The organism is Arthrobacter sp. B6 (assembly GCF_001663775.1).
Lineage (GTDB): Bacteria > Actinomycetota > Actinomycetes > Actinomycetales > Micrococcaceae > Arthrobacter.
The window spans coordinates 1,986,155-2,012,054 of sequence record NZ_KV467168.1 but is presented as its reverse complement, the minus strand read 5'-3'; the positions used below and the strand labels follow the sequence as shown (position 1 = coordinate 2,012,054).

The following is a 25,900-nucleotide window of genomic DNA, read 5'->3' as shown; positions in this document are numbered from 1 at the left end:
ATCAGCGTTTCCAGGGGCCGCACATGAGTGGTGTGAAGGAACAGGGGGCATCCCCGCAGCACGGACCCGCCAATAGGTGGAACATTGAACGCGACCTGGTGATTGACCTCGTCCGGTTTTTCTGCCTGGCGCTGGTGGTGGTGGCGCACTGCATGATGGTGAGTCCGGTGTTGCACCGGGACGGCACCGTGACCACCGAAAATACGCTGGCGGTACAGGGCTGGTTCGTACCCGTCATCTGGATCTTTATGGTGATGCCGCTGTTCTTCGTTACGGGCGGAACTACCGGGCTGCAGTCCTGGCGACGGCTCAGGGCCAGGGGCGGCACAGGCATCCAGTTCGCCCAGGCCCGACTCCTCCGCCTGGTGCGCCCGGCCACCGCGCTGTTGGCGTGCATGTTCCTGGGCCTCTGGGCCGCCCTGCTTCTGGGCGTTGACCCCCAGGTGATCCAGCTGATGACGGCCGGCGCGGGCATGCCGTTGTGGTTCCTGGCCGCCTACCTCGCTGCGCAGCTGAACGTTCCCCTGCTGTCCCGCTGCCATGACCGTGCACCGTGGCTGACACTCAGCGCGCTGGCGGCCCTGGTGGTGGCTGTGGACTGCTTCCGCGGTGCGCTGCCCCTGCTGGCCTACGCCAACCTGGTCTTCCTTTGGTGCGCCGTGCAGCAGTTGGGCTTCCTGATGGCGGACGGTCATTTCGCCAGGCTCTCGCGTTCCGCACTGGTGGGGCTGATCGGCGCGGCCAACCTGCTGCTGGGCGTCGTGACCGGGCTGGGCCTCTATTCCGGGAACATGCTGGAGAACCTGAATCCGCCCAACCTCTGCCTGCTCCTGCTGGGCGTGTCCCAGGCGGCCTTCCTCCAGCTTGCCCGTCCCGGGATCGGCTGGGTTGCTGGGTTGCGATGGGTCCGCGCCGTGGTGTCTGTGGCCGGGCGCCGGTCCATGACGGTCTACCTCTGGCACCTGCCCCTGCTCGTGGCGATGTCGGGTCTCCTGCTGCTCACCGACTTTCCCAAACCGGCCGCCGGCACTGCCTCCTGGTGGTGGGCGCGGCCGCTGGTGCTCGTGGGCGTGGTGGGCCTGCTGCTTCCCGTCATTGCCGCCTTCGGGCGGCTGGAGGAACGTCCGACGGCGTCCGCCCACACCCGCGGTCGGCCCGCCGGCGCGGTGGTGACTGCCGCCGTCGTGGTCTTCCTGCCGGTGGCGGATGCCGCCTTCAACGGACTCACGCTGGGCCTCCTTGGCGGGGGAGCGGCGTGCTTTGCGCTTGCTGTGCTGCTGCTTGGCAGGATGCCCGGACGGGTGCCAGAGCAACTGCCGGCGCCTCTTCCGGAGCACGTGCCGGAGCAGGTGCGGGAGCGCCGGCACGCGGCGCGCGGCGACCAGCCGGGCGGGCCATTGCCAGCGGGGCCAAGTAGTGCCACTGTCGAACCATGACTGAGAACATGATTTCCACCGAGGACGAGTTCAGCCCCGACGTTTCGCTGTCACGCAACGACGCCCACCACTGCTATGAGCTGCAAGTCGGCGGAAAGGTGGCTGTGCGGTCGTTTTTCCGTGACCAGCCAGGACACATAGATTTCACCCATACGGAGACGGCAGAGGAGTTCAAAGGCCAGGGCCTGGGCAAAGTGCTGGCCCACTTCGCCTTGGATGACGTGGTGGCTTCCGGGAAAAGGATTATCCCGCATTGCCCGTTCATCGCCGGCTACCTCCGCCAGCATGAGGGCTACGGGCAGTACATCGACTGGCCAGAGGACGCCTAAACCGGCGCAGTATTGTGGCTTGCGCGACATTTTTATAAAGTCGGTGGTGGGCCATGCAGCCGGCCCGCGGGCACCTATGCGGAGATCGCAATGAGCCACAAACTTTCCCATCACAAGCTTCGAATTGTTGTCCACGTTGATGTGGACCCCGGAAACATCAGCGTGGATGTTGCCGGCTGCCTGACGCAGAGCAATTTTCCGGCGCTCCTGCACCTGCTCCTCCGGGCGCAGCGCCTGGCCTCCGCCCCTGACATTGCGTTGGACCTGCGGCGTGCCATCCACCTCGACGCCGGCGTCCTGTCGCACCTTCGGCACGTGGCCAGCCCCGGCTCGCACAAATCGGGGCAGGATGCGGACATCCATCACGCGATGGGTCTTGCGGCGGCCGCGGCGCTGGAGGAAGCCGATGACTTCCGCCTGACCCTCCTCGAGCCGGTCTACCTGCCGGTATGCCCCATCCACTCCGCCGCCGACAGCGAGGCTGCCCGGCGGGACGCGGCCAAGGCGGCCGTTGTGGAGCATCCCAACCAGCCCACGGACCCTGCCCATCCGGTGCGTCCGTCGCGGGCCGCCTCAGCCAAGCGTTCCACGCGCGAACGTGCAGTTAAGGCCCTTCGCGTCCACCTCTGAGGGCTGCCTTTCAGTTCGACGCTTTTCTATTCGCGGCTGCCGCGATCCGGGCCTTGCGCCCCGGCCCTTTCGCGCTCGCCCCGGCCCTTTCGCGCTCGCTCCGGCAGTTCGCCCTGGCACTCCGCGCCGGGAGTCCGCGCCTTCCGTTGACCGTCAGCTCGAGCCAGGCCTCTGTGCGGGGGCATTTTGCCTCGGTTTCCCGGGGTTGGCCAGTCAATGACGCGCTCCTGACCCGAAAGCCCCCCTGTTTCCGCGGGTTCCGATAAATAGGTCACAAAAGTTTGACGGAAAGGTAAGCCTAAGTAAGGCTTACCTTGCTAAAGACCCCCCGCCGTCGACTGAAGGAATGACCATCGTGCCGCTGCTGCCCCGTGTTGATGAGATGTACGTGGATGAGAACCAGGTGAGCCACGCACTGCCCGGACAGGATTTCGGCTCCCGAGTGGAGCTTGCCCTCGCTGCCACCAACCATCTGTTCAACACCCGGAACTCCACGCGCTATGTGGCCCAGGTGCTGCAGGGCGTCAACGCCGTTGCCACCAAACTGGACCGCACCTCCCAGCCGTTCACCGGCGTCGGGCCCGCCGAAATGAAGGAACGCATCGGCGCAGTGGACCTGGACCGTCCGCTCCCGGACACCGCCGCCGCCCTTGAGGAGCTGGAATCCGTCTACCTCCGGGACGCCATCTACTTCCACGATGCCAAGTACGCCGCCCACCTGAACTGCCCGGTGGTGATCCCGGCGTTGGTGGGGGAGGCAATCCTGTCCGCGGTGAACTCATCGATGGATACGTGGGACCAAAGCGCCGGCGCCACCATGATCGAGCGCCGGCTCATCGACTGGACTGCCGAGCGGCGGCAGCTGGGGGCGGCAGCCGATGGCGTGTTCACCTCCGGCGGCAGCCAGTCCAACCTGCAGGCCCTGCTGATCGCCCGGAACCACGCCGTCGCCGGCCTGCGGCAGGAGCCGGCCAACGCCGGCCTCCGGCTGCCGGCCTTGGTGGAAAAGCTGCGGGTTTTCACGTCTGCTGACAGCCACTTCAGCATCCGGAAGTCCGCTTCGATGCTGGGGCTGGGATTCGATGCCGTCATCTCTGTCCCGTGCGCCGCAGACCACAAGATGGACCCCGCAGCCCTCGCCGAAGCCATGGCGGAAGCGCACGACGCCGGGCTGGTGCCGATGGCGGTTGTGGCCACCGCCGGAACCACCGACTTTGGTGCCGTGGATCCGCTCGCGGAGCTCGCGGCCCTTGCCCGCGCCTACGGCGCCTGGTTCCACGTTGATGCCGCCTACGGTGGCGGGCTGATGGTCTCGGGCCGCTACCGCCACCTGCTGGACGGGACGCGGCTGGCGGATTCCGTCACCGTGGACTTCCACAAAACGTTCTTCCAGCCCGTCAGCTCCAGCGCCCTGCTGGTCCGGGACGGCGCCATGCTGCAGCACGTCACGTACTACGCCGACTACCTGAACCCGGAAAGCGCCGCCCTGGCAGCCATCCCCAACCAGGTGGACAAAAGCATCCAGACCACGCGCCGCTTTGACGCCCTCAAGCTGTGGCTGACCCTTCGCATCATGGGCGCGGACGCCATCGGTGCGCTGTTCGACGAAGCCATCGACCTGGCCACCCGCGTGGGATCCGTGCTGGCGGCGGACGACGACTTTGAACTCGCCGCCGCCCCGCAGCTCAGCACGCTGGTTTTCCGGTACCGCCCGCGCGTGGCAGGGGCTTCACCCAGCGCTGCGGACAGTGACGGAAGGTTGTCGGAGGATGCATCCGACATCGTTAACCCGGCCATCCGCGCCGCAATCTTCGCCTCAGGGCAGGCTGTAGTAGCGGGTACCAAGGTAGCCGGAAGGCACTATCTGAAGTTCACCCTCCTCAACGCCGAGGCGACCCTGGAGGACATCAGCGAAATCATCGAACTGCTCCGCCGCACCGGAGCGCAGCTGCTGGCCAACGCCGGCGCGACGGGAGTTTCCGCATGAGCACCTCCACTGAACCGCACATTTTCGATTTCGCGGGCATCGGCGTCGGGCCCTTCAACCTTGGTCTCGCCGCCCTGAGCGAGCCGGTTGACGGGCTGGACGGCGTCTTCCTGGAACAGCGGGACTCGTTCGACTGGCACCCGGGGATGATGCTGGAACCGGCCCATCTCCAGGTGCCGTTTATGGCGGACCTGGTGACGCTGGCCGATCCCACGTCGCCGTATTCGTTCCTGAACTTCCTCAAGCAGACCGGGCGGCTGTACCGCTTCTATATCCGCGAAAACTTCTATCCGCTGCGCGCGGAGTACAACCAGTATTGCCAGTGGGTGGCCGGGCAGCTGCGGTCCGTCCGTTTTAGCACGGCTGTGCTGGATATAACGTACGACGGCGGTGTGTACCGGCTTTCGGTGGAAGGTCCGGGGGGTCCGGAGGTGCTGCTGGCGCGGCGTCTGGTGCTGGGCACGGGCACCTCGCCGCATGTGCCGGCGTCCTGTGACGGAATAGTCGAAGCGGCGGCCAATGAAGGCGGGGGACTCGTCCTGCACAATGCGGACTACGTGTCGAGGAAGAGTGAACTGCAGGCCAGGCGCAGCATCACTATCGTGGGCAGTGGACAGAGCGCCGCGGAGATCTACTACGAGCTGCTCCAGGAGATCGACATCCACGGCTACCAGCTGAATTGGGTTACCCGGTCCGGGCGATTCTTCCCGCTGGAGTACACCAAGCTCACACTGGAGATGACTTCACCGGAATACGTGGACTACTTCCACGGGCTCCCGCAGGACCAGCGCGACGGCCTCGTCAAGAGCCAGAAGAACCTGTACAAGGGCATCAACTCAGAGCTGATCGATGCCATCTATGACCTCCTGTACACCAAGAGCCTCTCCGGCCTGGTGGACACCCAGCTCCTGACGCATTCATCGCTGAACGGTGCCGTGTGGGATCCTGCCGCCGGCTCCCACACCCTGCAGCTCCGGCACGAGGAACAGGGTAGCGATTACGTCCTGGACAGCGAGGCCGTGGTCCTGGCCACCGGCTACACCTACCGGGAGCCTGGCTTCCTGGCCGGGATCCAGGACCGGATTGCGAGGGACCCGGCAGGCCGGTTCGCCGTGGCACGAAACTACAGCACCGGCGTCGAACCCGGCGAGATCTTTGTCCAGAACGCGGAGCTGCACACGCACGGCTTTGTCACACCGGACCTGGGCATGGCCGCCTACCGCAATTCGTGCATCCTCCGTGAGATCACCGGCCGCGAGGTGTATCCGGTGGAGCGCAGCATCGCGTTCCAGCAGTTCGGCGCGCCGACGGGTGTTCCGGCTGCGGCCGGAGCGCTTCCGGCCGGGAGAGCCGGGGTGTCCGCGTGAGCTTTACGTTCCGCTGCGTTGACGCGCTCGCTGATGCACCCCTCCTCCACAGCTGGGTAACCCAGCCCTACGCGTCGTTTTGGGGGATGCTGTCCTCCACAATCGACGGGGTTGTGGAGGAGTACTCGAAGATCCAGTCCAGCGGGCATCACCATGCGCTGCTGGGGCTCGACTACCGCGGCGCCCCGGCCTTCCTGATGGAGGAGTACCGTCCGTCCGCCTCACCCCTCGCAGCCGTCTATCCGGTGCAGGAGGGCGACATCGGCATGCACCTGCTGGTCGCGCCGCCGTCGGGAGATCCCAAGCCGGGCTACACGGCCACGGTCATGGACGCCGTGCTGGACCGGCTGTTCCAGAAGCCGGGCGTGGAACGCGTGGTAGTGGAACCCGATGCCCGGAACACCAAGATCCATATGCTCAACGAGCGGCTCGGTTTCCAGCCGGCGGGCGCAGTAACGCTGCCGGACAAGGAAGCGCTGCTCAGCTTCTGCACACGCCAGGACTACCTCAACGCCCGCGCGGCGCTCCGCAACCCCCAAGAGCCTGCTACTTCGATCCATCAGGGAGCCACACTGTGACCACCATCGAACTGGACCCGGCCGCCCTGCGCGAGCCGGCCGCCGCCATTGACCCGGCCGGAACTGGCGCCGCTATTGACCCGGCCGGAACTGACGCCGCCATTGACCCGGCCGGAACTGGCGCAGCCGCCGCGCCAGGGACCCGCCCAGCAAACGCTGCCAACACAGCGAACACCGTCCCGCACCTTGCTCCGGAACGCTGGGCTGTGGCCAACCGCCACTTGGTCCGCAAGGCGCTCGCCGAATTCCTGCACGAACGCATTCTGTCGCCGCAGCGCCTGGGTTCCGGCGCGGACAGCGCAGGCGCGGACGGGCCCGCGGTGTACGTGGTCCGGAGCGACGACGGTTCAACCGCGTACTCGTTCACCGCCCGTGTCCTGGAGCTGGAGCACTGGTCGGTTGACGCCGCGTCCATCCGTTGCACGCGGGACGGCGAGGATGCCGCCCCCGATGCGCTGCGCTTCATCACCGAGTTCAAGGACACCCTGGGGATCCGCGAGGAGATGCTCCCGGTCTACCTCGAGGAGATCAGCAGCACCCTGGCCGGCCACTCCTACAAGCAGTGGCTGGGGCAGCCGTCGGCCCAGGAACTTGCCGCCGGCGTCACCCGCGGAACTGACCCCGCAGCCGACTTTCAGGCCATCGAGCGCAGCATGACCGAGGGGCATCCCTGCTTTGTGGCCAATAACGGCCGGCTGGGGTTCGGCATCAGCGACTACCGGGCGTTCGCCCCGGAGACAGGGGCCTCCGTCCGCCTGGAATGGATCGGGGTCCACCGCAGCCAGGCAGTCTTCACGTCCAGCGCAAGGCTGGATTACAGCGCCCACTTGGAGGCGGAACTGGGTGCGGGTGTCCTGGAATCGTTCGATGCCGAATTCCGGGTCCAGGGCGTTGACCCCGCCCAGTACCTTCTGATGCCCGTGCATCCGTGGCAGTGGGAGAACAAGCTCACCGTCACGTTCGCGGCCGAGATCGCCCAACAGCACATCATCCACCTGGGGGCGGGGATTGACAGCTACCAGGCCCAACAGTCCATCCGGACGTTCTTCAACACCAGCGCCCCCGCCAGGAGCTACGTCAAGACGGCGATGTCCGTCCTGAACATGGGCTTCATGCGGGGTCTGTCACCGCAGTACATGAAGGCGACTCCGGCCATCAACGACTGGCTGCAGGACCTGATCCGTTCAGACGACGCCTTGCAGAAGCGCGGCCTGGCCATGATCAGTGAGATCGCCGCCATCGGCTACCACAACAGCTACTACGAAGCAGCCTCCGCTAAGGGGTCGCCGTACCGGAAGATGCTGTCTGCGCTGTGGAGGGAAAGTCCGCTCCCCCTGCTCGAGGACGGCCAGCAGCTGGCAACAATGGCATCGCTGCTGCACGTCGATTCGGCTGGCCGGCCGATGGTGTCCGCCCTCATCGGGCGGTCCGGGCTGGACCCCGCCGAATGGCTGCGCCGCTACTTCGAGGCGTACCTTGTCCCGCTGGTCCACTGCCTCTACAAGTACGAACTGGCGTTTATGCCCCACGGCGAGAACGTCATCCTGGTGCTGGACAACGGGGTGCCCGTCCGGGCAATCATGAAGGATATCGCGGAGGAGATCGTGGTGATGGGGGACCGGCTGGACCTCCCGGAGGAAGTCTCACGGATCCGCGCGGACATTCCCGACGGCGAAAAGGTCCTTGCCATCTTCACTGACGTCTTCGACTGCATCTTCCGCTTCCTCGGTGCATTGCTGGTGGAGGACGGGAAGCTCAGCCAGGAGGAGTTCTGGGGCACGGCCGCCCGCGTCATCAGGGACTACCAGGCGGAGCACCCGGAGCTGGCGGACCAGTTCGCCCGCCACGACCTGTTCGCCGAAGACTTTGAACTGTCCTGCCTGAACCGGCTGCAGCTTCGGAACAACCAGCAGATGCTCGACCTCGCGGACCCGTCCGGCGGGCTGCAGATGGCCGGCCGGCTTGCGAATCCACTGGCCCGCTCCGCCACCGCCCGCTGACCCGCCGCTGGTAATGCGCGAACGTACACTTGGGGCCCTTGGGCGAGGGCCCCAAGTGTACGTTCGCGCTGCTGGAAGGGCCGCAAGTGTACGTTCGCGCAACTAGGCTGGGGGCATGACGCGACAGGACGCCAAAACCACTGCCCTTATCACCGGTGCCAGCGCCGGCCTGGGTGCCGAGTTCGCCCGCCAGCTGGCAGCCCAGGGCCACAACGTCGTGCTGGTGGCCCGGAACCGGGCCCGGCTCGAAGAAGCGGCGGCGGACCTGGAACGGCGGTACGGGACCAGGGCTGAGGTGCTGCCCGCGGACCTGACGGACGACGGCGGTGTGGCCGCCGTCGTCGCACGCCTCACCGCCGCGGAAAACCCGGTGGGCGTCCTGGTCAACAACGCCGGGATCGGGCTTCTGCACAACTTCGAGCAGAACCACATCTCCGAGGAGAAGCGCCACCTGAAACTGCACGGTGAAACCGCCATGGAGCTGACCCACGCCGCCCTGCAGGGCATGCTGGCACGGGGCTCCGGCCGGATCATCAACGTGGCCAGCGTGGCTGCTTTCTTGCCGCGCGGCACTTACTCGGCCGCGAAGGCGTGGCTGCTGAGCTTCAGCCGCTGGGCCAACCTGGCCTACGGACCCAGGGGCGTGAAGGTCACCGCCGTTTGCCCCGGCTTCACGCACACAGAGTTCCACGACCGGATGGGGATGGACAAATCCGTTGCCCCGTCCTGGACCTGGCTGACCGCCGAGCGCGTGGTTCGTGAAGGCCTGGCGGACAACCTCCGCGGCAAGGCCGTGTCCATCCCGTCGAAGCGCTACAAGGCGCTGGCAGTTGCCGCTCGGGTGCTGCCGGACAGGCTAGTGACCGGGCCTGCGCGGAAAGCGAAATAGGGGTACCGGCCGGGACCGTGACCGCACGGTCACCACAACCAGAATTCCCACGATCGCCCCCACGAACGTTTCCACTCCGCGTTCCAGGATGAGCACACCGGGGTCGATCGGTGCCGCCAGTTGCGTTATCAGAAGGACGACGGGGGTGAAGGAGACCATGGCCAGGCCGTAGTGCCGCGCCATGAACAGCTCCGTGGTGAACTGGAAAACGATCACCAGAATGGCCAGGACCGCTACCTGGTGGGTTGCGAACAGCGGCGCGAGTGACCACGGCGCCTGAACAATGACGACGGCGGTGACCGCCAGCCCGAGGAATGTCCCCACAATGCGGTGGATCCCCCGCCGGACCCGGCTTGGGAGATCAGCCCCGGCCAGCGGGACGGCTGCAGCCGCCATGGCCCAATGCGGATGTCCGCTGCCGCTGATCACCCCGATGGAGCCAGCCAAACCCACTGCCAACGCATACCTGGCCGCATGAACTGCCGCCGCCCGCGCGGCGACACCGCGGAGCGCCAGCACATCGCGTCCGGCTCCCGGCTGCCACGCCCGGCCGCGGACCCAGCCGCCGAAACCTACCGCCATGGAAAACGCAGCTGCACCTGCAGCGATCAGCAGGGCGACATACCAGGGCGTGCCCATGGGTACCGAGGCGCAGGCACCCAGTGCCAGGATGCCGAAGAACGGGCCGTTGGGCTTGAGCTTCACACGGTCCGAAAACACGGAGGCGGCCCCGGCCAGCGCTGCCTCCACGGCCACCAGCCACCAGGAATGGAGGTGGTTGACGGACAGGAACACGCCCACCGCCACCCCGCCGAGGAGCACCAGCGCGGCCTGGGACTGGTGCCGGAGCCGCAGCTGGTGCGGTTCAGACCGGCCGTACATTCCCGTCAAGGCGCCGAAAACGGCGTAGATGATCAAGTCTGCGCGGCCCAGGGCAAGGAGAAGGAGGGACGGGATGGCAACACCCAGGGCCACGCGGAGCGCTGCCAGGTGGTCGTTGTCCGCAGGTTCCAGCCGGTGGAGGGCGCGGACCTGCCGCACGACGGACTCCATGCGTTCACACCACCAATCATGGGTTGCTGTCCCGGAGGCGGGACCTTCGGCCAATTATCTCCCGGCGCGCGGCTAAGGCCCGCCCTGCGTGCTTCCGCAAGGAAAGCGCACGGAACGGGCCTTTGAGCGCGGGCTGCAGGACGGCCCGGTAAGGCCGGTTTGGTGTTTCGGTTTGTCGCCTAGACCCCCGCCGGAACCTTGGCGGCGGAGGCGGTAGGGGCGTCGGTGGCGTCCTGGGTTTCGAACGGCATGTCGTCCAGGTCGATCAACGGGTTCTCGTCCTGCGTGGCCACCAGTTCCCGGGCTTCCGCCTGCGTGTCCACGCTGGGCATGGAACCGGGCAGTGGACGCCGGGCTGATTCCTTGAGGAAGTAGATCGCGACGGCGCCGATGGCTGAGGTCGCCATAAGGTAATAGGCGGGCATCATGTCATCGCCGGTCGCAGTGATCAGCGCCGCAACGATGAACGGCGTGGTGCCGCCGAAGATGGCCACGGCAAAGTTGTAGGCAATACCCATTGCGCCGTACCTGCTGGCCGTCGGAAACTGCGCGGGCAACGCCGAGGCGAGATTTGCCACGTAGAACGTCACCGGGAAGGCGATCAGCGATAGGCCCGCCAGGGTGGACCAGACCTCGCCGATCCCGATCAGCAGGAACGCGGGGGTTGACAGCACCACGGTGCTGACGGCCCCGATCCACAGCACGGGACGGCGCCCGATCCGGTCAGACAGCTTCCCGGTCAGGGGAATGCACAGGCTCATGATGACCAGCACGGGGATGGTCAGCAGCGTACCGTGGACGGGATCGTAGCCCTTGGACTCAGTGAGGTACGTCGGCATGTAGGACGTCAGGGCGTAGCCGGCGGTGTTGGCAGCGGCGACGAGGATCATGGCCACGATAAGCGAGCGCCAGTAGGCCTTCACGATTCCCACCGGACCCTTGGCGGCGTCGACGTCAGCTGCGGCCGCGTCCTGCCCGAGGGATTCCTGGGCATCGAGGGTGGCCTGGAACTGAGGGGACTCCTCGATCTTGTTCCGGAAGTAGATGGCGATGAGGCCCAACGGACCGGCAATCAGGAACGGAATTCGCCAGCCCCATTCCTCCATGGCTGTCTGGCCAAGGGTCAGCTGCAGGACAGAAACCAGCGCCGCGCCCAGGGCGAAGCCAAGGTAGCTTCCCATGTCCAGGAAGCTGGCAAAGAATCCACGGCGCTTATCCGGGGCGTATTCGCTCACGAACGTGGTGGCGCCGGCGTATTCACCGCCGGTGGAGAAGCCCTGAACGAGCTTCAGGAGCACCAGAAGCGCGGCGGCCCAAATGCCGATCTGCGCGTACCCGGGCAGCAGTCCGACGGCGAACGTGCTCGCCGCCATGAGCATCAGGGTTGCTGCGAGTACCTTTTGCCGTCCCACCTTGTCGCCGAGCCAGCCGAACACCACGCCGCCGAGTGGACGGGCGATGAAGGTGGCAGCGAACGTTCCCAGCAGGAACAGCGTCTGGACGGATTTGTCGGCCTCGGGAAGGAAGACCGGTCCCATGGTGGTGATCAGGTAGCCGAATACGCCGACATCGAACCACTCCATGGTGTTACCCACGATGGTTCCGCCGAGGGCCTTTTTCAGCATGGGCTGGTTCACAACATTCACGTCGGACTCTTTGAGCCGGCGACGCGGGAGGATCTTTGGTTTCCGCACACCTGGTCGTGCGGTTGGTGGCACTGCATTGTTGGTTCCGCTGGCGCTGTATACGCCTGCTGAAGAGTCGGTCACGCTTCGGTCTGTGGGCATTTGGGCGACTCCTGTGGAGGTCATTTGCTTGCGACTTGTAGCTGCCCCGCTCCGGGCAGGCCTTCAATTTTACGCGAATTCCGTAGCAATCGAGACTTCAATGGCGTAGGATCGTCCGTTTCAGGGCGTTGTTCGCCCTTATCAATGGGTTTCTTTTTCGCCGCTGTGGCCGCGCCATCACTGGGGTTCCGGCCCGGCGGTGCCGCCGTCACGAAATCTTTTCCTTCTTAACCGCAATTGGCCGGCTTCTGGGACCTGTTCAGCGCTAAAGGTGACGGCCGCCACGCTCCGGAGGGCTGCGTGATGCGGTTCCCGGACCCAGTTCGGGGGTTCACAAGTGACGCGCAAGCTGCCTATTGTTGTGCCATGGGAACACTAATCTTTGAGTAGGCGGACGCCTGCGGCCGTTCTGCCGGCCCCCGTCCACGCTGATCTCGTCAGACACGCTGATCCTCCTCAGAAAGGTTCCACTTCATGACCGAACAAAACTCTCCCAGCGAGCCCGAAACCCCTGCCGAAAAACCGGAGGCCAAGGGCATCAGGGCCGGGCTCACCGAAGCGCAGCGGGCCATGCTCGCCAGCAAGTCCCGGGGCGGCGATTCCGGGTTGCAGAGCGTGGGCAAGAACCACAAGCCCACGCATACCAGTGGCAAGCAGGGGCCGGCCGAGAAGAAGGTCCGCTGGTAACTGCAGCGCTCGGAAGGGCCCGCCAAGCCTACGTTGGTAAACACTTCATTTCATTGCGGAAAGGAAGAAAAATGGCTGAAAATCAAACTGGGTCAAGGATTCAACCGGAGATCGCGGACCACCTCGTGGCTGCCATGGACACTCCGGCCATGCCTGGGCCGGCCACCATTGCCGTGACCACTGCCATGGCAGGGGAGCAGCGCTGGCCGGATGGCAACGGCAAGCGGCGGCACCCCAAGGAACGGGGTTCAGCCCACGGACGGATGGGCCAGGAGGCAGCCGTAACGGCCGTGCACCGGACCGGCCGCCCTCAGATGCCGCACTCATCCTAGAAGCGCTGCTCCAAGTGACTCGCATCTAACCTGAGGACACGCAGAAGACCTGGCGACACCTATTTTCGGGTGTCGCCAGGTCTTATTTGTGTCCTGGAGGAATGTGCGCGTCGCCAAGGGGCTACGCCTCGGCCACCACCTCGTCGGCGTCCTTGTCCAGCCGCCAGCCCCGCCAGACCGGATGCCTGAGCTTCCCGCTGCCCGTCCATTCGCCGAACGTCACCTCGCCCACCAGCCGGGGTGTCACCCAGCGGGCATCCGACGCGTCCTCGCGGGGCACGTCGTCGAACGGTGACGTCTTCCGCGCCAGACCGTCCACTTTTTGCCTGAGTTCGTCCAGTTCGTGCAGGCTGAAGCCGCTGCCTACCCTGCCCACGTACCGCAGCTTGTTGCCGTCGGGGATGCCTACCAGGAGCGACCCCACCGACCTCTGGCGCCCGCCTTTACCTGGCCGCCAGCCGCCCACCACCACTTCCTGGGTCTGCTCCAGCTTGATCTTGATCCAGGTCCTGGTCCGCTGCCCGCTGACATACCGGCTGTCCGTCCGCTTGGCCATCACGCCCTCAAGCCCCAGCTCCTGCGCGCTCTCCAGGATGTGGTCGATCCGGTCGTCCAGGACGGGGGACAGCTCCACGGGGCACGCCGAGGGGCTATGGAATTCCTCGAGCCGCTGCCGCCGCTGGTCGAACGGTAGGCGGCGGAGGTCCTTCCCGCCGTCGGAAAGCAGGTCAAAAAGCAGCAGCCGGACCGGAATGGCGGCACGGGCTTTTGCGACGTCGGCGGGCCGGGTGAGCTTCATGCGTCCCTGGAGCAGCCCGAAGTCGGGTTTGCCGGAGGGCCCGACGGCGACGATCTCACCGTCGGCGACGAACGGCCGGTCCGGCCAACAGGCCCGGTCGGTCAGCTCGGGGTAGGTTGCCGTGACGTCATTGCCGTTGCGGCTAAAGATGCGGACCTTCTTTTCGTCCGCGACGATCACGGCACGGACGCCGTCCCATTTGAGCTCATACCGCCAGTCGCTGCCCTGAAGGTCGGCAGCGGTACCGCCCGTGGCCATCATGGGCCTGAGGTCTTCAGTGGCAGCTGCGGTGGCCTCCTCGGTTCCCCGGCGCCCGGCCCCGGTATCCCCGGCTCCCGTCTCCACGGTTTCCTCGTTGGACCCATCGTCCCCGGCCGGAGCCTTTCGCGGATGGAATGTGTGGTGGTCCTTGTCCATCAGATGGATGAGCCACTGCCCTTCGCTGTCTTTGCCCTGCCCCCGGCCGGTGTGGATCAGCGCAAACTTCCTGGTTCCACCCAGGCCCCCGCCCTCGGAGCCGGTCAGTGTTGCGATGACCTCCCGGCCGTTGATCCACTTTTCGAGCTCGTAGGTTCCGTGGTCCCAGATGGTGACTTCCCCCGCGCCGTACTGGCCCTTCGGAATAGTGCCCTCGAACGTTGCGTAGTCCAGGGGATGGTCTTCGGTCTGGACCGCCAAATGGTTCTTGTCGCCGGACTCCGGGACACCCTTCGGCAGGGCCCAGGACACCAGCACGCCGTCGTACTCCAGCCGGAAATCGAAGTGCAGCCTGCTGGCGTGGTGCTCCTGGATCACGAAGGTGTTGCCGGTTCCCTCGGTGCCTGTGAAAGGTTCCGGCGTCGCGTTGGGATCGCGCATCGAACGGTACCGTTCCAGGCGCGGGTGGGCGCCGCCGTCGTGCTGGGTATCTCCCGGTCTCCCCGGACGCCCTGTGCCCGCGGCGATGGCGGCGAAGGGCTCCTTGCCGGCCTTCACCCTGCGCATCACTTCTTTGTAGTCGAGGTGCTGCAGATTGGCGGAACTGATTTCCCGCCAGGTTCTCGGGGCAGCCACGGTGGGGGTATGCCTGCCGCGTAGGGAGTACGGCACGATGGTGGTTTTGGCGGCACTGTTCTGGCTCCAGTCCACCAATACCTTGCCCTTGCGCAGAGTTTTCTTCATATCGCTGACGGCAAGATCCGGGTGGTCGGCTTCCAAAGCCCGGGCCAGTTCGTGGGCGAAGTCCGAAATTTGGTCCGAGGTCTGGGTTCCGTCCAAGCCTGCATAGAGGTGGATGCCTTTGCTGCCACTGGTCACAGGGACCGGGTCCAGGCCAACGTCCTGCAGGATGGACCGGGCCAGTAAAGCCACTTCCACGCATTCCTCCAGTCCGGCGCCTTCACCTGGATCCAGGTCCAGGACCAGGCGGTCCGGATTCAGTTGGTTGCCGTGGGAGTCAACCTTCCACTGGGGCACGTGGATTTCCAAGGAGTTGATCTGGCCGAACCAGGTGAGCGTGGCGGGATCGTTGACCAGCGGGTAGTAGATGGTGCGGTCCTTGTGCGTGATGGCCGCGCGGGGGAGCCAGCCCGGCGCAGAATCCTCCAGGTTCTTTTGGAAAAACACCTCGCCGGGTTTCTCGGCGGTGCCCACACCATTGACCCACCGCTTGCGGGTAGCCGGACGGCTGGCCGCGGCCGGGATGAGGACGTGTGCCACGGCAGCGTAGTAAGCCAGGACATCGGCCTTGGTGGTGCCGGTCTCCGGATAGATGATTTTGTCCAGGTTGGTCAGGGTCAGTTCCCGCCCCGCCACGCGGACACGCTCCTTAGCGCCGGCCAAAGGTCTTCACCTCCGGCCCGCTGTGATGTTCACTTGAGGGATGAGAGCCATCTGGAAAGGTGCCATCGCGTTTGGCCTGGTCAACGTGCCCGTGAAGGTCTACAGCGCCACCGAGGACCACGACATCAGCCTCCACCAGGTCCACAACGCCGACGGCGGACGGATCAGGTACCAGCGGCGCTGCGAGGTGTGCAGCAAGATCATCGACTACTCGGACATTGAGAAGGCTTTTGAGGACGGCGGCCGGACAGTTGTCCTGTCCAAGGAGGAACTCAAGGCCATTCCGGCGGAGAACAGCCACGAGATCGAGGTGGTCCAGTTTGTCCCGTCGGAGCAGCTGGAACCCATGATGTTCGAAAAGAGCTACTATCTGGAACCGGACTCGAAGTCGCCCAAGGCGTACGTCCTGTTGCGCCGGGCGCTCGAGGACACGGACCGTGTGGCCATTGTCCAGTTTGCCCTGCGCGAGAAGACCCGGCTGGGGGCATTGCGCATCAAGGATGACGTGCTGGTGCTGCAGTCCCTCCTGTGGCCTGACGAGGTCCGTGAGGCCAACTTCCCGGCACTGGATGAACCTGTCCGCATCTCCGCGCAGGAACGGGAAATGTCCGCGGCCCTCGTGGAGTCCATGGCCGCCGACTTTGATCCGGACCACTTCACCGACGACTACCAGGTCCAGCTCCGCACGCTCATCGACGCCAAGCTGGAAAAGGGAGACTCCCTGGATACCGACGAGACCTTCGGTGTGGAAGCCGGCGAAGGCGGCAAGGGTGAAGTCATTGACCTGATGGAGGCCCTCAAGCGCAGCCTGGACCGGAAGCGCGGGGGCGGCTCTGCGGCACCCGCCGCGGACGCCGACGCCGGGGAAGGCGAGGACGAAGAGTCCGGGGAGGAGGCGGACACAGGAACCAAGGGAGCTGCCGCAAAGTCCACGACCGGGAAGTCCACCGCGGCGAAGTCCAGCGCCGCCAAAGCGGACACCGCTAAGTCCGGTACCGCTAAATCGGGCGCGGCTAAATCGGGCACGGCCAAGTCCACTGCGGCAAAGACGGCCGGAACGAAATCCACCGCCGCTAAATCCACCGCGACCAAGTCCACCACCAAGACGACTGCTGCCAAGCCTGCGGCGAAGGCCTCCACCGCTCGGGCGCGCAAGGGTGCCTGATTCTGCAGGAGCGCCTGACGCTGCGGGCCGTCGGAAGGCTGGTGCGGAGATGGCGGCCGCCTAGGAGTTCCGGAGGGCGGAGATGAGCTCGCTCTTCTTCTTGCTTGAGTACCCCGTGAGGCCTATTTCTTTGGCCTTCGCTTTGAGCTGCGGGACAGTCCAGTCCTCGTAGTCGCCTGACTTACCGCCTTTGCGGCCCACGGCGGAGCGGCCCTTTTGGGCTGCCGCGTTGGAAATACGGGCAGCCTTCTGCTTGGACGCACCGTCCTCCCGCAGTTCCTCGTACAGTTCGGGATCCTTCAAACTCGGGTTCTTCTTCGCTGGCATCTCATCCTCCTTCATGCGGTGGCGGGAGCGTCGACCGGCCATCCCGCTGAGGGAGCCGGTCGATGCCGGGACGCCGATTCCCCTGTCCATGCAGGTCAGGCTTCCACGCTATGTCCGGGCCTGTGGAAAAACAAGGAAACACTAAGTTTGCTTGCTTTGGGTTCCCGCTGGCGGATTCGGACGCTTTACAGCCCGGCCCGCTGCGTCCACAATGGGTCGCATCGCAGCCTCCACTGTTCCCACAGCGTGCTGTGACTCAAAACCTGTCACAGGAGAGGGGCGCCGACATGAATGACACGACGGACGTCAAAGAGGCCGACCAGTTACTGAAGCAAAAGCACCGGGCCATGTGGGCGTCCGGAGACTATCCCGCGCTTGCCAGCGAACTGGTGCTGGACCTTGGAGCCATCCTGGTTGAGGCGTGCGGAGTCAAAGCCAAGCAGCGGGTCCTGGACGTCGCCGCCGGCGCCGGAAACGCAGCCATCCCTGCGGCCATGATGGGCGCCAAGGTGATTGCCAGCGACCTCACTCCCGAACTGTTCGACGCCGGCCGCCACCAGGCAGCCGACCGCGGCGCAGAGCTGGAATGGGTGGAAGCGGACGTGGAGGCGCTGCCCTTCGGGGACGATGAATTTGATGTGGTGATGTCATGCCTGGGCGTGATGTTTGCGCCCCACCACCAGGCCGGCGCAGATGAAATCCTCCGGGTATGTAAGCCTGGCGGCACCATCGGCATGCTGCACTGGACACCCGAAGGGTTCATCGGAAAGATGTTCGCCACCATGAAGCCGTTCGCCCCACCGCCCCCGCCTGGGGCGCAGCCGCCGCCGCTGTGGGGCAATGAAGACCATATCCGCGAACTCTTTGGCGACAGGATCACTGACATCCAGGCACAAAAGCGCACGGTAGCCATCCACAGCTTCCACCAGCCGGAGGACTTCCTGCGGTACTTCAAGTCCCACTACGGTCCCACCATCTCGGTCTACAAATTCCTCGCCGAGGACGAGGACAAGGTCAACGCCTTGGACAAGGCCCTCACGGAACTGGCTGATTCCTTTGGTGACGCCCATGGTGACGCCGCCTGGCAAATGGAATGGGAGTACCTGCTGCTCACGGCAAAGAAGGCCAAGTAGTGTCCGGCGGCCATGTGGCAACCTCCACGATTACCATCGATGCGCCCGCCAGCCGCGTCTGGGATGTCATCACCGATCCGGCCGCCGTGAAGGAATTTATGTTCGGCGCCGACCTGGTCACGGACTGGACCGTCGGTGGCCCCATCCTCTGGCGTGGAGAGTGGGAGGGCAAGCCCTACGAAGACAAGGGCTACATCCTCGAAGTGGAACCCGGGCAGAAACTGGTCCACACACATTTCAGCCCACTTGGCGGCGAGGACGACGTGCCTGAGAACTATCACACGCTGACGTGGACTCTGGAGGACCGGGACGGGCGGACGCAGCTGACGCTCTCGCAGGACAAGAACACCAGCGAAGAAGCCGCTGAGCACTCCAAGGGTATGTGGGACAGGCTCGTGGCGGACGTCAAGAAGATCACCGAACGCGGCTAACCACCCCAACTAGGTAGCAGCAGGTGTCGTTATGAGCGTCCATAACGACACTTACTGCTACCTAGTTGGGCGGGGAAGCTTAAAAAGCCAGCGGCCGCCGTCGCTCCCGTTCCCACAGAGGGACAGGAACGACGGCGGCCGCTGGCACCAGGCGGCCGCTACTCGGCGTCGTGATCCGTTTCCAGGATCTTCACGAGGTTTGCCAGGGCGTCGTCCGCGCCTGTGCCCTCGGCACGAAGCACCACAACATCGCCGTGGGAGGCACCCAGGCTCATCAGGGACAGGATGCTGGCTGCGTCCATTGCTTCGTCGGCAGGCTCACCTTCCCGCGCGATGGTGATGTCGAGGTCGTACTCGCCGGCGGCCTCCGCGAAGATGGCGGCGGGCCGGGCGTGCAGGCCTACGCGGCTGGCGACGGTTGCAGTGCGTTCTGGCATTTTTGCTCCTTTTGTCTTTCGGCGCCCTGTTGGGTTCGGCGCCGTTGATTGGTAGTGAGTGGGGCCGGGTCAGACGGTTGCGGGAACGGACTCCACGGTAGCAGCGGGCTTGGCGGCGGCCCAGCGCTTGAGGGCAATGACGGCCAGCGCGCTGACCACGGTTCCAGCCAGGATGGCGACGACGAACATCAGCAGGTTGCCGATGGCGAAGAACACGAAGATACCGCCGTGGGGTGCCTGCGAGGTGACGCCGGTGGCCATGCACAGGGCGCCCGTGAGGGCGCCGCCCACCATGCTGGCGGGGATGACGCGCAGCGGGTCGGCCGCTGCGAACGGGATGGCGCCTTCGGAAATGAAGGATGCGCCCAACAGCCAGGCTGCCTTGCCGTTCTCTCGCTCAGCCAGGCTAAAGAGCTTCTTGTCCACGACGGTGGCCAGGGCCATGGCCAGTGGCGGCACCATTCCGGCGGCCATCACGGTTGCCATGATCTGCCACGGGGCCTGGTTGGTGGCGCTGCCGGCGCTCAGTCCGGCAACGGCGAACGCGTACGCAACCTTGTTGACCGGGCCGCCGAGGTCGAAGCACATCATGAGGCCCAGGATGATGCCCAGGACCACTGCGGAGGCACCGGTCATACCCGAGAGCCAGGAGTTCAGTGCGGTGGTGAGTCCCGCGATGGGACCGCCCAGGACAAGGAACATCAGGCCGGAGGCAAAGATCGAAGCGAGCAACGGGATGATCACTACGGGCATCAGGCCGCGCAACCAGCGCGGTACCTGCCAGGTCCCGATCAAGTGCGCCATGTAGCCGGCCAGCAGGCCGCCCACGATGCCGCCGAGGAAGCCGGCACCCATGAACCCTGCGACGGCGCCGGCGACAAAGCCCGGCGCGATGCCAGGCCGGTCAGCGATGGCGTAGGCAATGTAGCCGGCCAGCGCCGGAACCAGGAAGCCCATGGACAGGGCACCGATCTTGAACATCACCGCGCCGAGGTAGATCGCGAGGCCGCCTTCGGGAAGGTTGCCGAAGTTGTTCTCCAGCACCACCGTGTCAGCGACTTCGGTAATGTCGTAGCCACCCAGCAGGAAGCCCAGGGCGATCAGCAGGCCGCCACCTGCCACAAACGGAATCATGTAGCTGACACCGGTGAGCAGCGCGCGCTTCAGCTTCTGGCCGATGTGCTCGCCCTTTTCCATCTCCGCGTTCTCAGCCTGTTCCTCGGCACCGAAATGCGGAACCCGGCGTGCGTTCGGGTTGTCAGCCGCGGCGAGTGCTTCCTGGACCATCTTGTCGGGCTCGTCGATGCCGCGCTTGACCGGCGCGTTGATGACGGGCTTGCCGGCGAAGCGCTCCTTGCCGCGGACGTCCACGTCCACCGCGAAGATCACGGCGTCGGCGGCGGCGATGACCGCGGGGTCCAGCGGCTTTGCGCCGGAGGAGCCCTGCGTTTCAACCTGCAGGTCCACCCCCATTTCCTGGGCGGCGGCAACCAGCGAGTCGGCGGCCATATAGGTGTGGGCGATGCCCGTGGGGCACGCGGTCACGGCCACGAGCCGCTTTTGTTTGGAACCGCCGCCGGCAGCCCCTGCGCCGGCAGCGCCGGCCCCCGCAACAGCGGAAGCGCCGGCAGCCGGAGCCGCCTCAGCGGGCACGGCAGCCGCGTGGGCTGCCGGCTTGTCCGCCAGCGCGCCATCCACGAGTTCCACGATTTCCTCGCGGGAGGAGGCGTTCCGCAGGGCTGCGGTGAAGTCCTTTTTGATCAGGGACCGGGCCAGCTTGGACAGCAGCTTGAGGTGTTCCTGGTCGGCGCCGCCGGGTGCAGCGATGAAGAAAATCAGGTCGGCGGGGCCGTCCTTGGCGCCGAAGTCCACCTTGGGGTTGAGGCGGGCCATGGCAAGGGTGGGAACGGTGACCGCCTCAGACCGGCAGTGCGGGATGGCGATGCCGCCCGGGATGCCGGTGGCGGTTTTCTGTTCGCGGGCGAAGGCATCGGCAAAGAGGCCCTCAACTTCTGTAGCGCGTCCGCTGGCAGCAACTTTGCTTGCCAGGTGCCTGATCACGTCCTCGGGCGAGCTGCCCAGGTTCTGGTCGAGCTCGACCAGTTCGGTGGTGATGAGCTGAGTCACTGTCAATCCTTTCGAAGGGCCGTGATGGTTACGGCATCCGGGGTGGTTTGGTGGACTGCCGGGACAGTGGAACCCGGCAGGGAGGCGGCGGCGGCACCGTGTGCCACCGCCTGACGGAGGCAATCGGCCGGGGCGGCGCCCTGGCCGTGGGCGAGCAGATAGCCAGCCAGCGACGAATCGCCCGCGCCGACCGTACTGACCGCGGCGACCGGCGGATGCGTGGCCAGCCACGCGCCGTCGGCCGTTACCAGGACAGCTCCCTTGGATCCGAGAGTTGCCAGCACAGCACCCACACCGGAACGCACGACGGCGGCGGCGGCTGCTGCGGCAGCCGCCGGATCCGCTTCAAGTTCGTCTGCGGTTGACGCCGTGGCGAAGCCGGCTGCTGCAGCCAGTTCCGCCAGTTCCTCGGCGTTGGGTTTGAGGAGGTCCGGTTTCCCGGACACACTGTTCTGCATCGTGCCGTCCGGCGAAGGGCCGGAGACGGCGGCCGCCAGCGGCCCGCCGGAGGAGTCGACGGCGATGAGCGGTGCAGCCTGCTGTGCGCCGCCCTCGGCTGCGGCACCATTGCCTGCACGCAGCCTCCGGGTAACGGTGGCGTAGAAGTCGGCCGGGAAACCCGGCGGGAGGGAACCTGCCAGGACCACCCAGCTTGCGCCGCGGGCGCGCTCCAGGAGCAGCACGATCAGGGCTTCCTGTTCCTCTGCGCTCAGCATCGGCCCGGGCTCGTTGATCTTGGTGGTCACGCCGCCGGGTTCGGTGAGGGCCACGTTGGTGCGCAGCGGCTCTTCGATGGGCAGGGCTGCGAACGGAACGCCGTCGTGGTGCAGGCCAGCAAGGACGGGATCGCTGTCGCCGCCGGGAAGTACCGCGACAGTCTGCAGGCCTGAGGCGACCAGCGCCCGGGACACGTTGACGCCCTTGCCGCCGGACTCCTGGCTGACCGAGACGGCACGCTGAACTTCGCCGCGTTCCAGGGGGCCGGGCAGGGCCACCGTGCGGTCCAGGCTGGGGTTGGCCGTGAAGGTGACAATCATGCGACCACCACGTCAACGCCGGCCTCTGTCAGGGCTGCTGCCAGTTCCGGGCCGGGCTCGCTGTCTGTAATCAAGGTATCCAGATCTTTCAGGGAGGCGAACTGGACCAGGGTTTCTGTATCCAGCTTGGAGGAATCGGCCAGCACAACGATGCGACGGGCCGAATGGACGAAGGCTGCCTTGACGGCGGCTTCTTCGGGATCGGGAGTGCTGAGGCCAAAGCTGGGGTGGATGCCGTTGGTGCCGATGAAGGCGACGTCCGGGCGGAGCCGGTGGGCAGCATCCACTGTTGCCTGCCCCACCGCGGCCTGGGTAAGGCCACGCACCCGCCCGCCCAGGATCTGCAATGCGATTCCGGGTGTGCTGGAGAGCCTGGCGGCGATGGGCACCGCGTGGGTTATCACCACGAGGTCTGCGTCCGCATCGGCGGCGGAAGACTCGACGGCGGTGCGCCGGGAGAGGAGGTCGGCCAGGACTTCGGTGGTGGAACCGGCGTCGATCAGGATGCTCCCGGAGGAGGTTTGGGGAACCAGCGCCATGGCAGCTTCGGCAATCCGCCTCTTCTGGTCGGGGCGCTGGATTGCCCGCGCGTTGATGCTTTCTTCGGTGGTGCTGAACCGGTCGGCCGCTACGGCACCGCCGTGGACCCGGCGGACGGTCCCGGCAGTTTCCAGGGTGGCGAGGTCGCGCCGGACGGTTTCGGTGGTGATGCGGAAGCGCTCAGCCAGCAGGGTCACACTGACCCGGCCGCTGCCGGCAACAAGCTCGGCAATCTTCTGCTGGCGCTCCTCGGCGAACACATACCCTCCGTTGCGTAAAGTCCTGCGGGATTATCGAGTGACTGGCATCACATGATGTTGAGTTACTTGACTTTATCTTTGTTTGTGTTGGTTTGTCAATGGAAACCCACACGAAACAAAGGGTGAGGAGTTTTTGTCCACTTCGGGTGAGCTGAGCGGCCCGGAAGTCGCCGGATCTGGACAAAAACTCATCAGGAGGGGCGAGCGTGCAGGGAAACGAAAGCCGGGCCGGACCGTTGTGGTCCGACCCGGCTTGTTGGGTTCATGATGGGGTGCTTTCCGTCCGGCGGTTACAGGTTGCCGTCGCGGCTTTCATTGCGGGTGATGCGCTCTCCGGTGTTGGGGTCAACCACCGAGCGGGTTTCGCTGACCCTCCGGCTGCGTCCGGGCGAGGCCAGGATCAGCGATGCGATGAGGCCAATGACGCCCACCGCCATCAGGATGTACCCGATCAGCACCTGGTCGACGGCCGGGATCAGGCCCGGGGCGACTGCCCAGGCGAGGATGGCGCCGATGGCGATGAGGAAGATGGAGGAACCGATTCTCATGACTTGCTCCTTATTGTCCGCGGTTTTGTGGGCGGTACTTTTGGATCTGTCGGACGCGTTTATGTTTGTCAAGCCTGTTTGCTAAGCATGCTGTCTGTCTAGCGTCAGGCTACAGCGCTGTCAGGGCTGATTCAACGACCCGGCCAGGGTGCGGCGCAATCGTAACCGAACGCCACCGCGCCACTGCGTCCACCTGCTGGTTAGGCTGATCCGATGGAAACAGTTGTGTGGTCGAAGCCCGAAAATGAACGGGCAGGCTCCCCCCTGCTGGTGATGATGCACGGCTACGGTACCGACGAATCCCGGATGGTGCGGCTGTTTGACTATCTGCCGTCAGAATTCACTTGTGCGGCCCTGCGGGCGCCCATGATTATCGGAGACCACTACGGGTGGTTCCTCCTGGACTACTTCCTCGCCAACGACTTTGCCGACGTCATCAGCACCACCGGCACGGTCCATGACTGGATCAACTCGGTCAGGGCCCCGCACCGCAGTGTGAGCCTGATGGGGTATTCGCAGGGCATGGCCATGGCCAGTACCCTGCTCCGGCTCCATCCCAAGAGCTATGAAGCCGTGGTGGGGCTGTCCGGCTTTGTGTTGGACAATGAGCTCCTGGCGCTGACCGACTCCTTCGAGACCCCGCCGCCGTTCTTCTGGGGGAGGGACAAGGCGGACCTCGTGATTAACGACGACGCCATCGCCCACACCGAGGAATGGCTGAACGCCAATACCCGGCTCACGGCCAGGACCTACCCCGGCATGGGCCATGCCATGTGCAAGGCAGAGATGGTGGATGTCAGCGCCTTCCTGCGCCACTACGTCCTTCGATGATGCCGTGAACGTTTCCGGGTGGTCCATGCTCCGGTGAGCCTGCCTGGGGCTGAGAATCGCGTCACACTCGGGCGCGGAGAAAAAACAGTTGCGCGCTAAATTTGTAAGCGCTTACACTCAACTTCGGCCGAGTCTACCGGCCCTGGAACTGGGGGGTAAGGAGATCTGCGGCATGCACCTGTTCAACGTACCTGCATGCAAAGGGCAGCTGCCCGCCAATTGTCGGCCTGCGCTTCGGGTAGCCCGCCGGTTTGTCAGGGGACGGCGGGACGCCCATGATGTAAGAAGGTATTCACCAGCGCCCCGCCGGGCAGCCGTGGCATTCCCGCCCACGCCACCGCGCCGCGCTTGCTGATCACAGCGGACATCGTCGCCGCCCCCTCTCCACGCACCGGCTTCCAGGCAACGCGCCCGCCGGGCCTGCCCGCCGTCTGAAAGGACACCGCACCGCGCATGACTGATCTACTGACCCAAACCAAGAGCTGGACCGGCGCCTCCGCCATTCTCTTTGACCTGGACGGGGTGCTGACCCCCACGGCGACTGTCCACGAACAGGCCTGGCAGGAACTCTTCGAAGGCTACCTGGCGTCCCAGCCGCAGGTACCCGGCTACCGGGAGAGCGACTACTTCGACCACATCGACGGCAAGCCGCGGTTCGACGGCGTCCGGGACTTCCTGGCATCCCGGGGCATCGTGCTCTCCGAGGGGCCCACGGACGACGATCCCGCACACACCACAGTTCAGGGACTCGGCAACCGCAAGAACCGGATCTTCAACGACATTGTCAGTGCCGGCGTGGAGCCGTTCGAGGGTTCGGTGCGTTTTGTCGAAGCCGCGCTCGCGCAGGGACTGAAGGTCGCCGTCGTCTCCTCCTCCCGGAACGCACCGGCGGTACTCAAAGCGGCCGGCCTGAGCGACCGCTTCCCTGTGGTGGTGGACGGCGTGGTGGCCGCCGCGGAGGGACTGCCCGGCAAGCCCAGCCCCGCCACCTACGACTACGCCGCCCGGCTGTTGGAACTTCCCAGCGAGGAATGCGTCGTGGTGGAGGACGCCGTGTCCGGGGTGCAGGCGGGCCACGCCGGCTCGTTCCACTCCGTGATCGGTGTGGACCGCGGCGCAGGCCGGCAGACCCTTTTGGACGCCGGGGCCACCATGGTGGTGGGCGACCTGGAGGAACTCCTCTAGCCCGCTGAACCCTGATAGTACTCAGCCCAGGCTGTTCCCCGACAGCCTGCAACCCCTATCCGCGGCGTCCCCGCCCCCCAGGACGAGCCGCCCAACCAGACACCACGTAGCGTGCCCGCCCCGGGCATGCACACAGCGCCCCAAGCCGGATGAGCCCGGCTGCACAGCACAACGCCAAAAGGAC

24 protein-coding genes are annotated in these 25,900 nt (G+C 65.5%); 15 read left to right on the top strand and 9 right to left on the bottom strand.

Annotation, left to right across the window (positions count from 1 at the left end):
* The first annotated feature begins 23 nt into the window (after positions 1-23).
* From AU175_RS08815 to AU175_RS08780, 8 genes are all read left to right on the top strand, one after another.
* Entirely contained in the window at positions 24-1,436 is a 1,413-nt protein-coding gene (locus AU175_RS08815) for an acyltransferase family protein (protein ID WP_082979068.1), read from the top strand.
* Positions 1,433-1,765 (top strand): GNAT family N-acetyltransferase, encoded by a 333-nt coding sequence (locus tag AU175_RS08810; RefSeq protein ID WP_066287590.1) that lies wholly within the window; start codon positions 1,433-1,435, stop codon positions 1,763-1,765. The genes AU175_RS08815 and AU175_RS08810 overlap by 4 nt, the downstream gene beginning before the upstream one ends.
* A 90-nt stretch (positions 1,766-1,855) precedes the next feature.
* Positions 1,856-2,395 (top strand): hypothetical protein, encoded by a 540-nt coding sequence (locus AU175_RS08805; protein ID WP_066287588.1) that lies wholly within the window; start codon positions 1,856-1,858, stop codon positions 2,393-2,395.
* A 382-nt stretch (positions 2,396-2,777) separates the two neighbouring features.
* Positions 2,778-4,382, top strand: a complete 1,605-nt coding sequence (locus tag AU175_RS08800; RefSeq protein ID WP_066290825.1) for a pyridoxal phosphate-dependent decarboxylase family protein — start codon at positions 2,778-2,780, stop codon at positions 4,380-4,382.
* Positions 4,379-5,749 (top strand): lysine N(6)-hydroxylase/L-ornithine N(5)-oxygenase family protein, encoded by a 1,371-nt coding sequence (locus tag AU175_RS08795; RefSeq protein ID WP_066287583.1) that lies wholly within the window; start codon positions 4,379-4,381, stop codon positions 5,747-5,749. The genes AU175_RS08800 and AU175_RS08795 overlap by 4 nt, the downstream gene beginning before the upstream one ends.
* Entirely contained in the window at positions 5,746-6,327 is a 582-nt protein-coding gene (locus AU175_RS08790) for a GNAT family N-acetyltransferase (RefSeq protein ID WP_066287581.1), read from the top strand. Before AU175_RS08795 ends, AU175_RS08790 begins: the two co-directional genes overlap by 4 nt.
* Positions 6,328-6,428: 101 nt before the next feature.
* Positions 6,429-8,327: an IucA/IucC family protein gene (locus AU175_RS08785; RefSeq protein WP_066290823.1), complete on the top strand. Its 1,899-nt coding sequence runs from the start codon at positions 6,429-6,431 to the stop codon at positions 8,325-8,327.
* 115 nt (positions 8,328-8,442) lie between these two features.
* A complete protein-coding gene (locus AU175_RS08780; protein ID WP_066287578.1) occupies positions 8,443-9,216 on the top strand; it encodes an SDR family NAD(P)-dependent oxidoreductase in 774 nt (257 codons plus the stop codon).
* Here AU175_RS08780 and AU175_RS08775 read toward each other — a convergent pair.
* Complete coding sequence (locus AU175_RS08775; protein ID WP_066287576.1) at positions 9,184-10,269, bottom strand: FUSC family protein; 1,086 nt, start codon at positions 10,267-10,269, stop codon at positions 9,184-9,186. The two genes, AU175_RS08780 and AU175_RS08775, sit on opposite strands and share 33 nt — an antisense overlap.
* A gap of 179 nt (positions 10,270-10,448) precedes the next feature.
* Positions 10,449-12,056, bottom strand: coding sequence for an MFS transporter (locus tag AU175_RS08770; RefSeq protein WP_066287574.1), 1,608 nt, complete (start codon positions 12,054-12,056; stop codon positions 10,449-10,451).
* A 474-nt stretch (positions 12,057-12,530) separates the two neighbouring features.
* Here AU175_RS08770 and AU175_RS08765 point away from each other — a divergent pair, with 474 nt between their 5' ends.
* Both AU175_RS08765 and AU175_RS08760 read left to right on the top strand, forming a co-directional pair.
* Positions 12,531-12,743: a hypothetical protein gene (locus AU175_RS08765; protein ID WP_066287569.1), complete on the top strand. Its 213-nt coding sequence runs from the start codon at positions 12,531-12,533 to the stop codon at positions 12,741-12,743.
* A gap of 71 nt (positions 12,744-12,814) precedes the next feature.
* Entirely contained in the window at positions 12,815-13,075 is a 261-nt protein-coding gene (locus AU175_RS08760) for a hypothetical protein (protein ID WP_066287568.1), read from the top strand.
* A 121-nt stretch (positions 13,076-13,196) separates the two neighbouring features.
* Here AU175_RS08760 and AU175_RS08755 read toward each other — a convergent pair whose 3' ends face one another.
* A complete protein-coding gene (locus tag AU175_RS08755) occupies positions 13,197-15,695 on the bottom strand; it encodes an ATP-dependent DNA ligase (RefSeq protein WP_066287565.1) in 2,499 nt (832 codons plus the stop codon).
* A 40-nt stretch (positions 15,696-15,735) separates the two neighbouring features.
* On the opposite strand from AU175_RS08755, the gene ku reads away from it, so the two are divergent.
* Positions 15,736-16,860 carry a non-homologous end joining protein Ku gene (gene ku, locus AU175_RS08750; RefSeq protein ID WP_066287563.1) on the top strand — a complete coding sequence of 375 codons (1,125 nt, stop codon included), beginning with the start codon at positions 15,736-15,738 and terminating at the stop codon, positions 16,858-16,860.
* Positions 16,861-16,920: 60 nt separating this feature from the next.
* Here ku and AU175_RS08745 read toward each other — a convergent pair whose 3' ends face one another.
* A complete protein-coding gene (locus tag AU175_RS08745) occupies positions 16,921-17,187 on the bottom strand; it encodes a DUF7218 family protein (RefSeq protein ID WP_066290821.1) in 267 nt (88 codons plus the stop codon).
* A 287-nt stretch (positions 17,188-17,474) separates the two neighbouring features.
* On the opposite strand from AU175_RS08745, the gene AU175_RS08740 reads away from it, so the two are divergent.
* Positions 17,475-18,320, top strand: coding sequence for a class I SAM-dependent methyltransferase (locus AU175_RS08740; RefSeq protein WP_066287559.1), 846 nt, complete (start codon positions 17,475-17,477; stop codon positions 18,318-18,320).
* Positions 18,320-18,751 carry an SRPBCC family protein gene (locus tag AU175_RS08735; RefSeq protein ID WP_082979067.1) on the top strand — a complete coding sequence of 144 codons (432 nt, stop codon included), beginning with the start codon at positions 18,320-18,322 and terminating at the stop codon, positions 18,749-18,751. Before AU175_RS08740 ends, AU175_RS08735 begins: the two co-directional genes overlap by 1 nt.
* A 158-nt stretch (positions 18,752-18,909) precedes the next feature.
* On the opposite strand, the gene AU175_RS08730 is transcribed toward AU175_RS08735, so the two are convergent.
* The 5 genes from AU175_RS08730 to AU175_RS08710 form a co-directional block, all read right to left on the bottom strand.
* The gene (locus tag AU175_RS08730; RefSeq protein ID WP_066287554.1) at positions 18,910-19,188 is read right to left on the bottom strand and encodes an HPr family phosphocarrier protein; all 279 of its coding nucleotides are present in this window, start codon (positions 19,186-19,188) and stop codon (positions 18,910-18,912) included.
* A 69-nt stretch (positions 19,189-19,257) separates the two neighbouring features.
* Positions 19,258-21,315, bottom strand: coding sequence for a PTS fructose transporter subunit IIABC (locus AU175_RS08725; protein WP_066287551.1), 2,058 nt, complete (start codon positions 21,313-21,315; stop codon positions 19,258-19,260).
* A 2-nt stretch (positions 21,316-21,317) separates the two neighbouring features.
* On the bottom strand, positions 21,318-22,352 hold the full coding sequence (locus AU175_RS08720; protein WP_066287549.1) for a 1-phosphofructokinase family hexose kinase: 1,035 nt from the start codon (positions 22,350-22,352) through the stop codon (positions 21,318-21,320).
* Positions 22,349-23,152: a DeoR/GlpR family DNA-binding transcription regulator gene (locus AU175_RS08715; RefSeq protein ID WP_066287546.1), complete on the bottom strand. Its 804-nt coding sequence runs from the start codon at positions 23,150-23,152 to the stop codon at positions 22,349-22,351. The genes AU175_RS08720 and AU175_RS08715 overlap by 4 nt, the downstream gene beginning before the upstream one ends.
* 290 nt (positions 23,153-23,442) lie before the next feature.
* A complete protein-coding gene (locus tag AU175_RS08710; RefSeq protein ID WP_066287543.1) occupies positions 23,443-23,700 on the bottom strand; it encodes a DUF6458 family protein in 258 nt (85 codons plus the stop codon).
* Between the two features lie 213 nt (positions 23,701-23,913).
* Here AU175_RS08710 and AU175_RS08705 point away from each other — a divergent pair, with 213 nt between their 5' ends.
* Positions 23,914-24,531: an alpha/beta hydrolase gene (locus tag AU175_RS08705; RefSeq protein WP_066287542.1), complete on the top strand. Its 618-nt coding sequence runs from the start codon at positions 23,914-23,916 to the stop codon at positions 24,529-24,531.
* 453 nt (positions 24,532-24,984) lie between these two features.
* Positions 24,985-25,716: an HAD family hydrolase gene (locus tag AU175_RS08700; RefSeq protein ID WP_066287540.1), complete on the top strand. Its 732-nt coding sequence runs from the start codon at positions 24,985-24,987 to the stop codon at positions 25,714-25,716.
* Positions 25,717-25,900 lie beyond the last annotated feature (184 nt).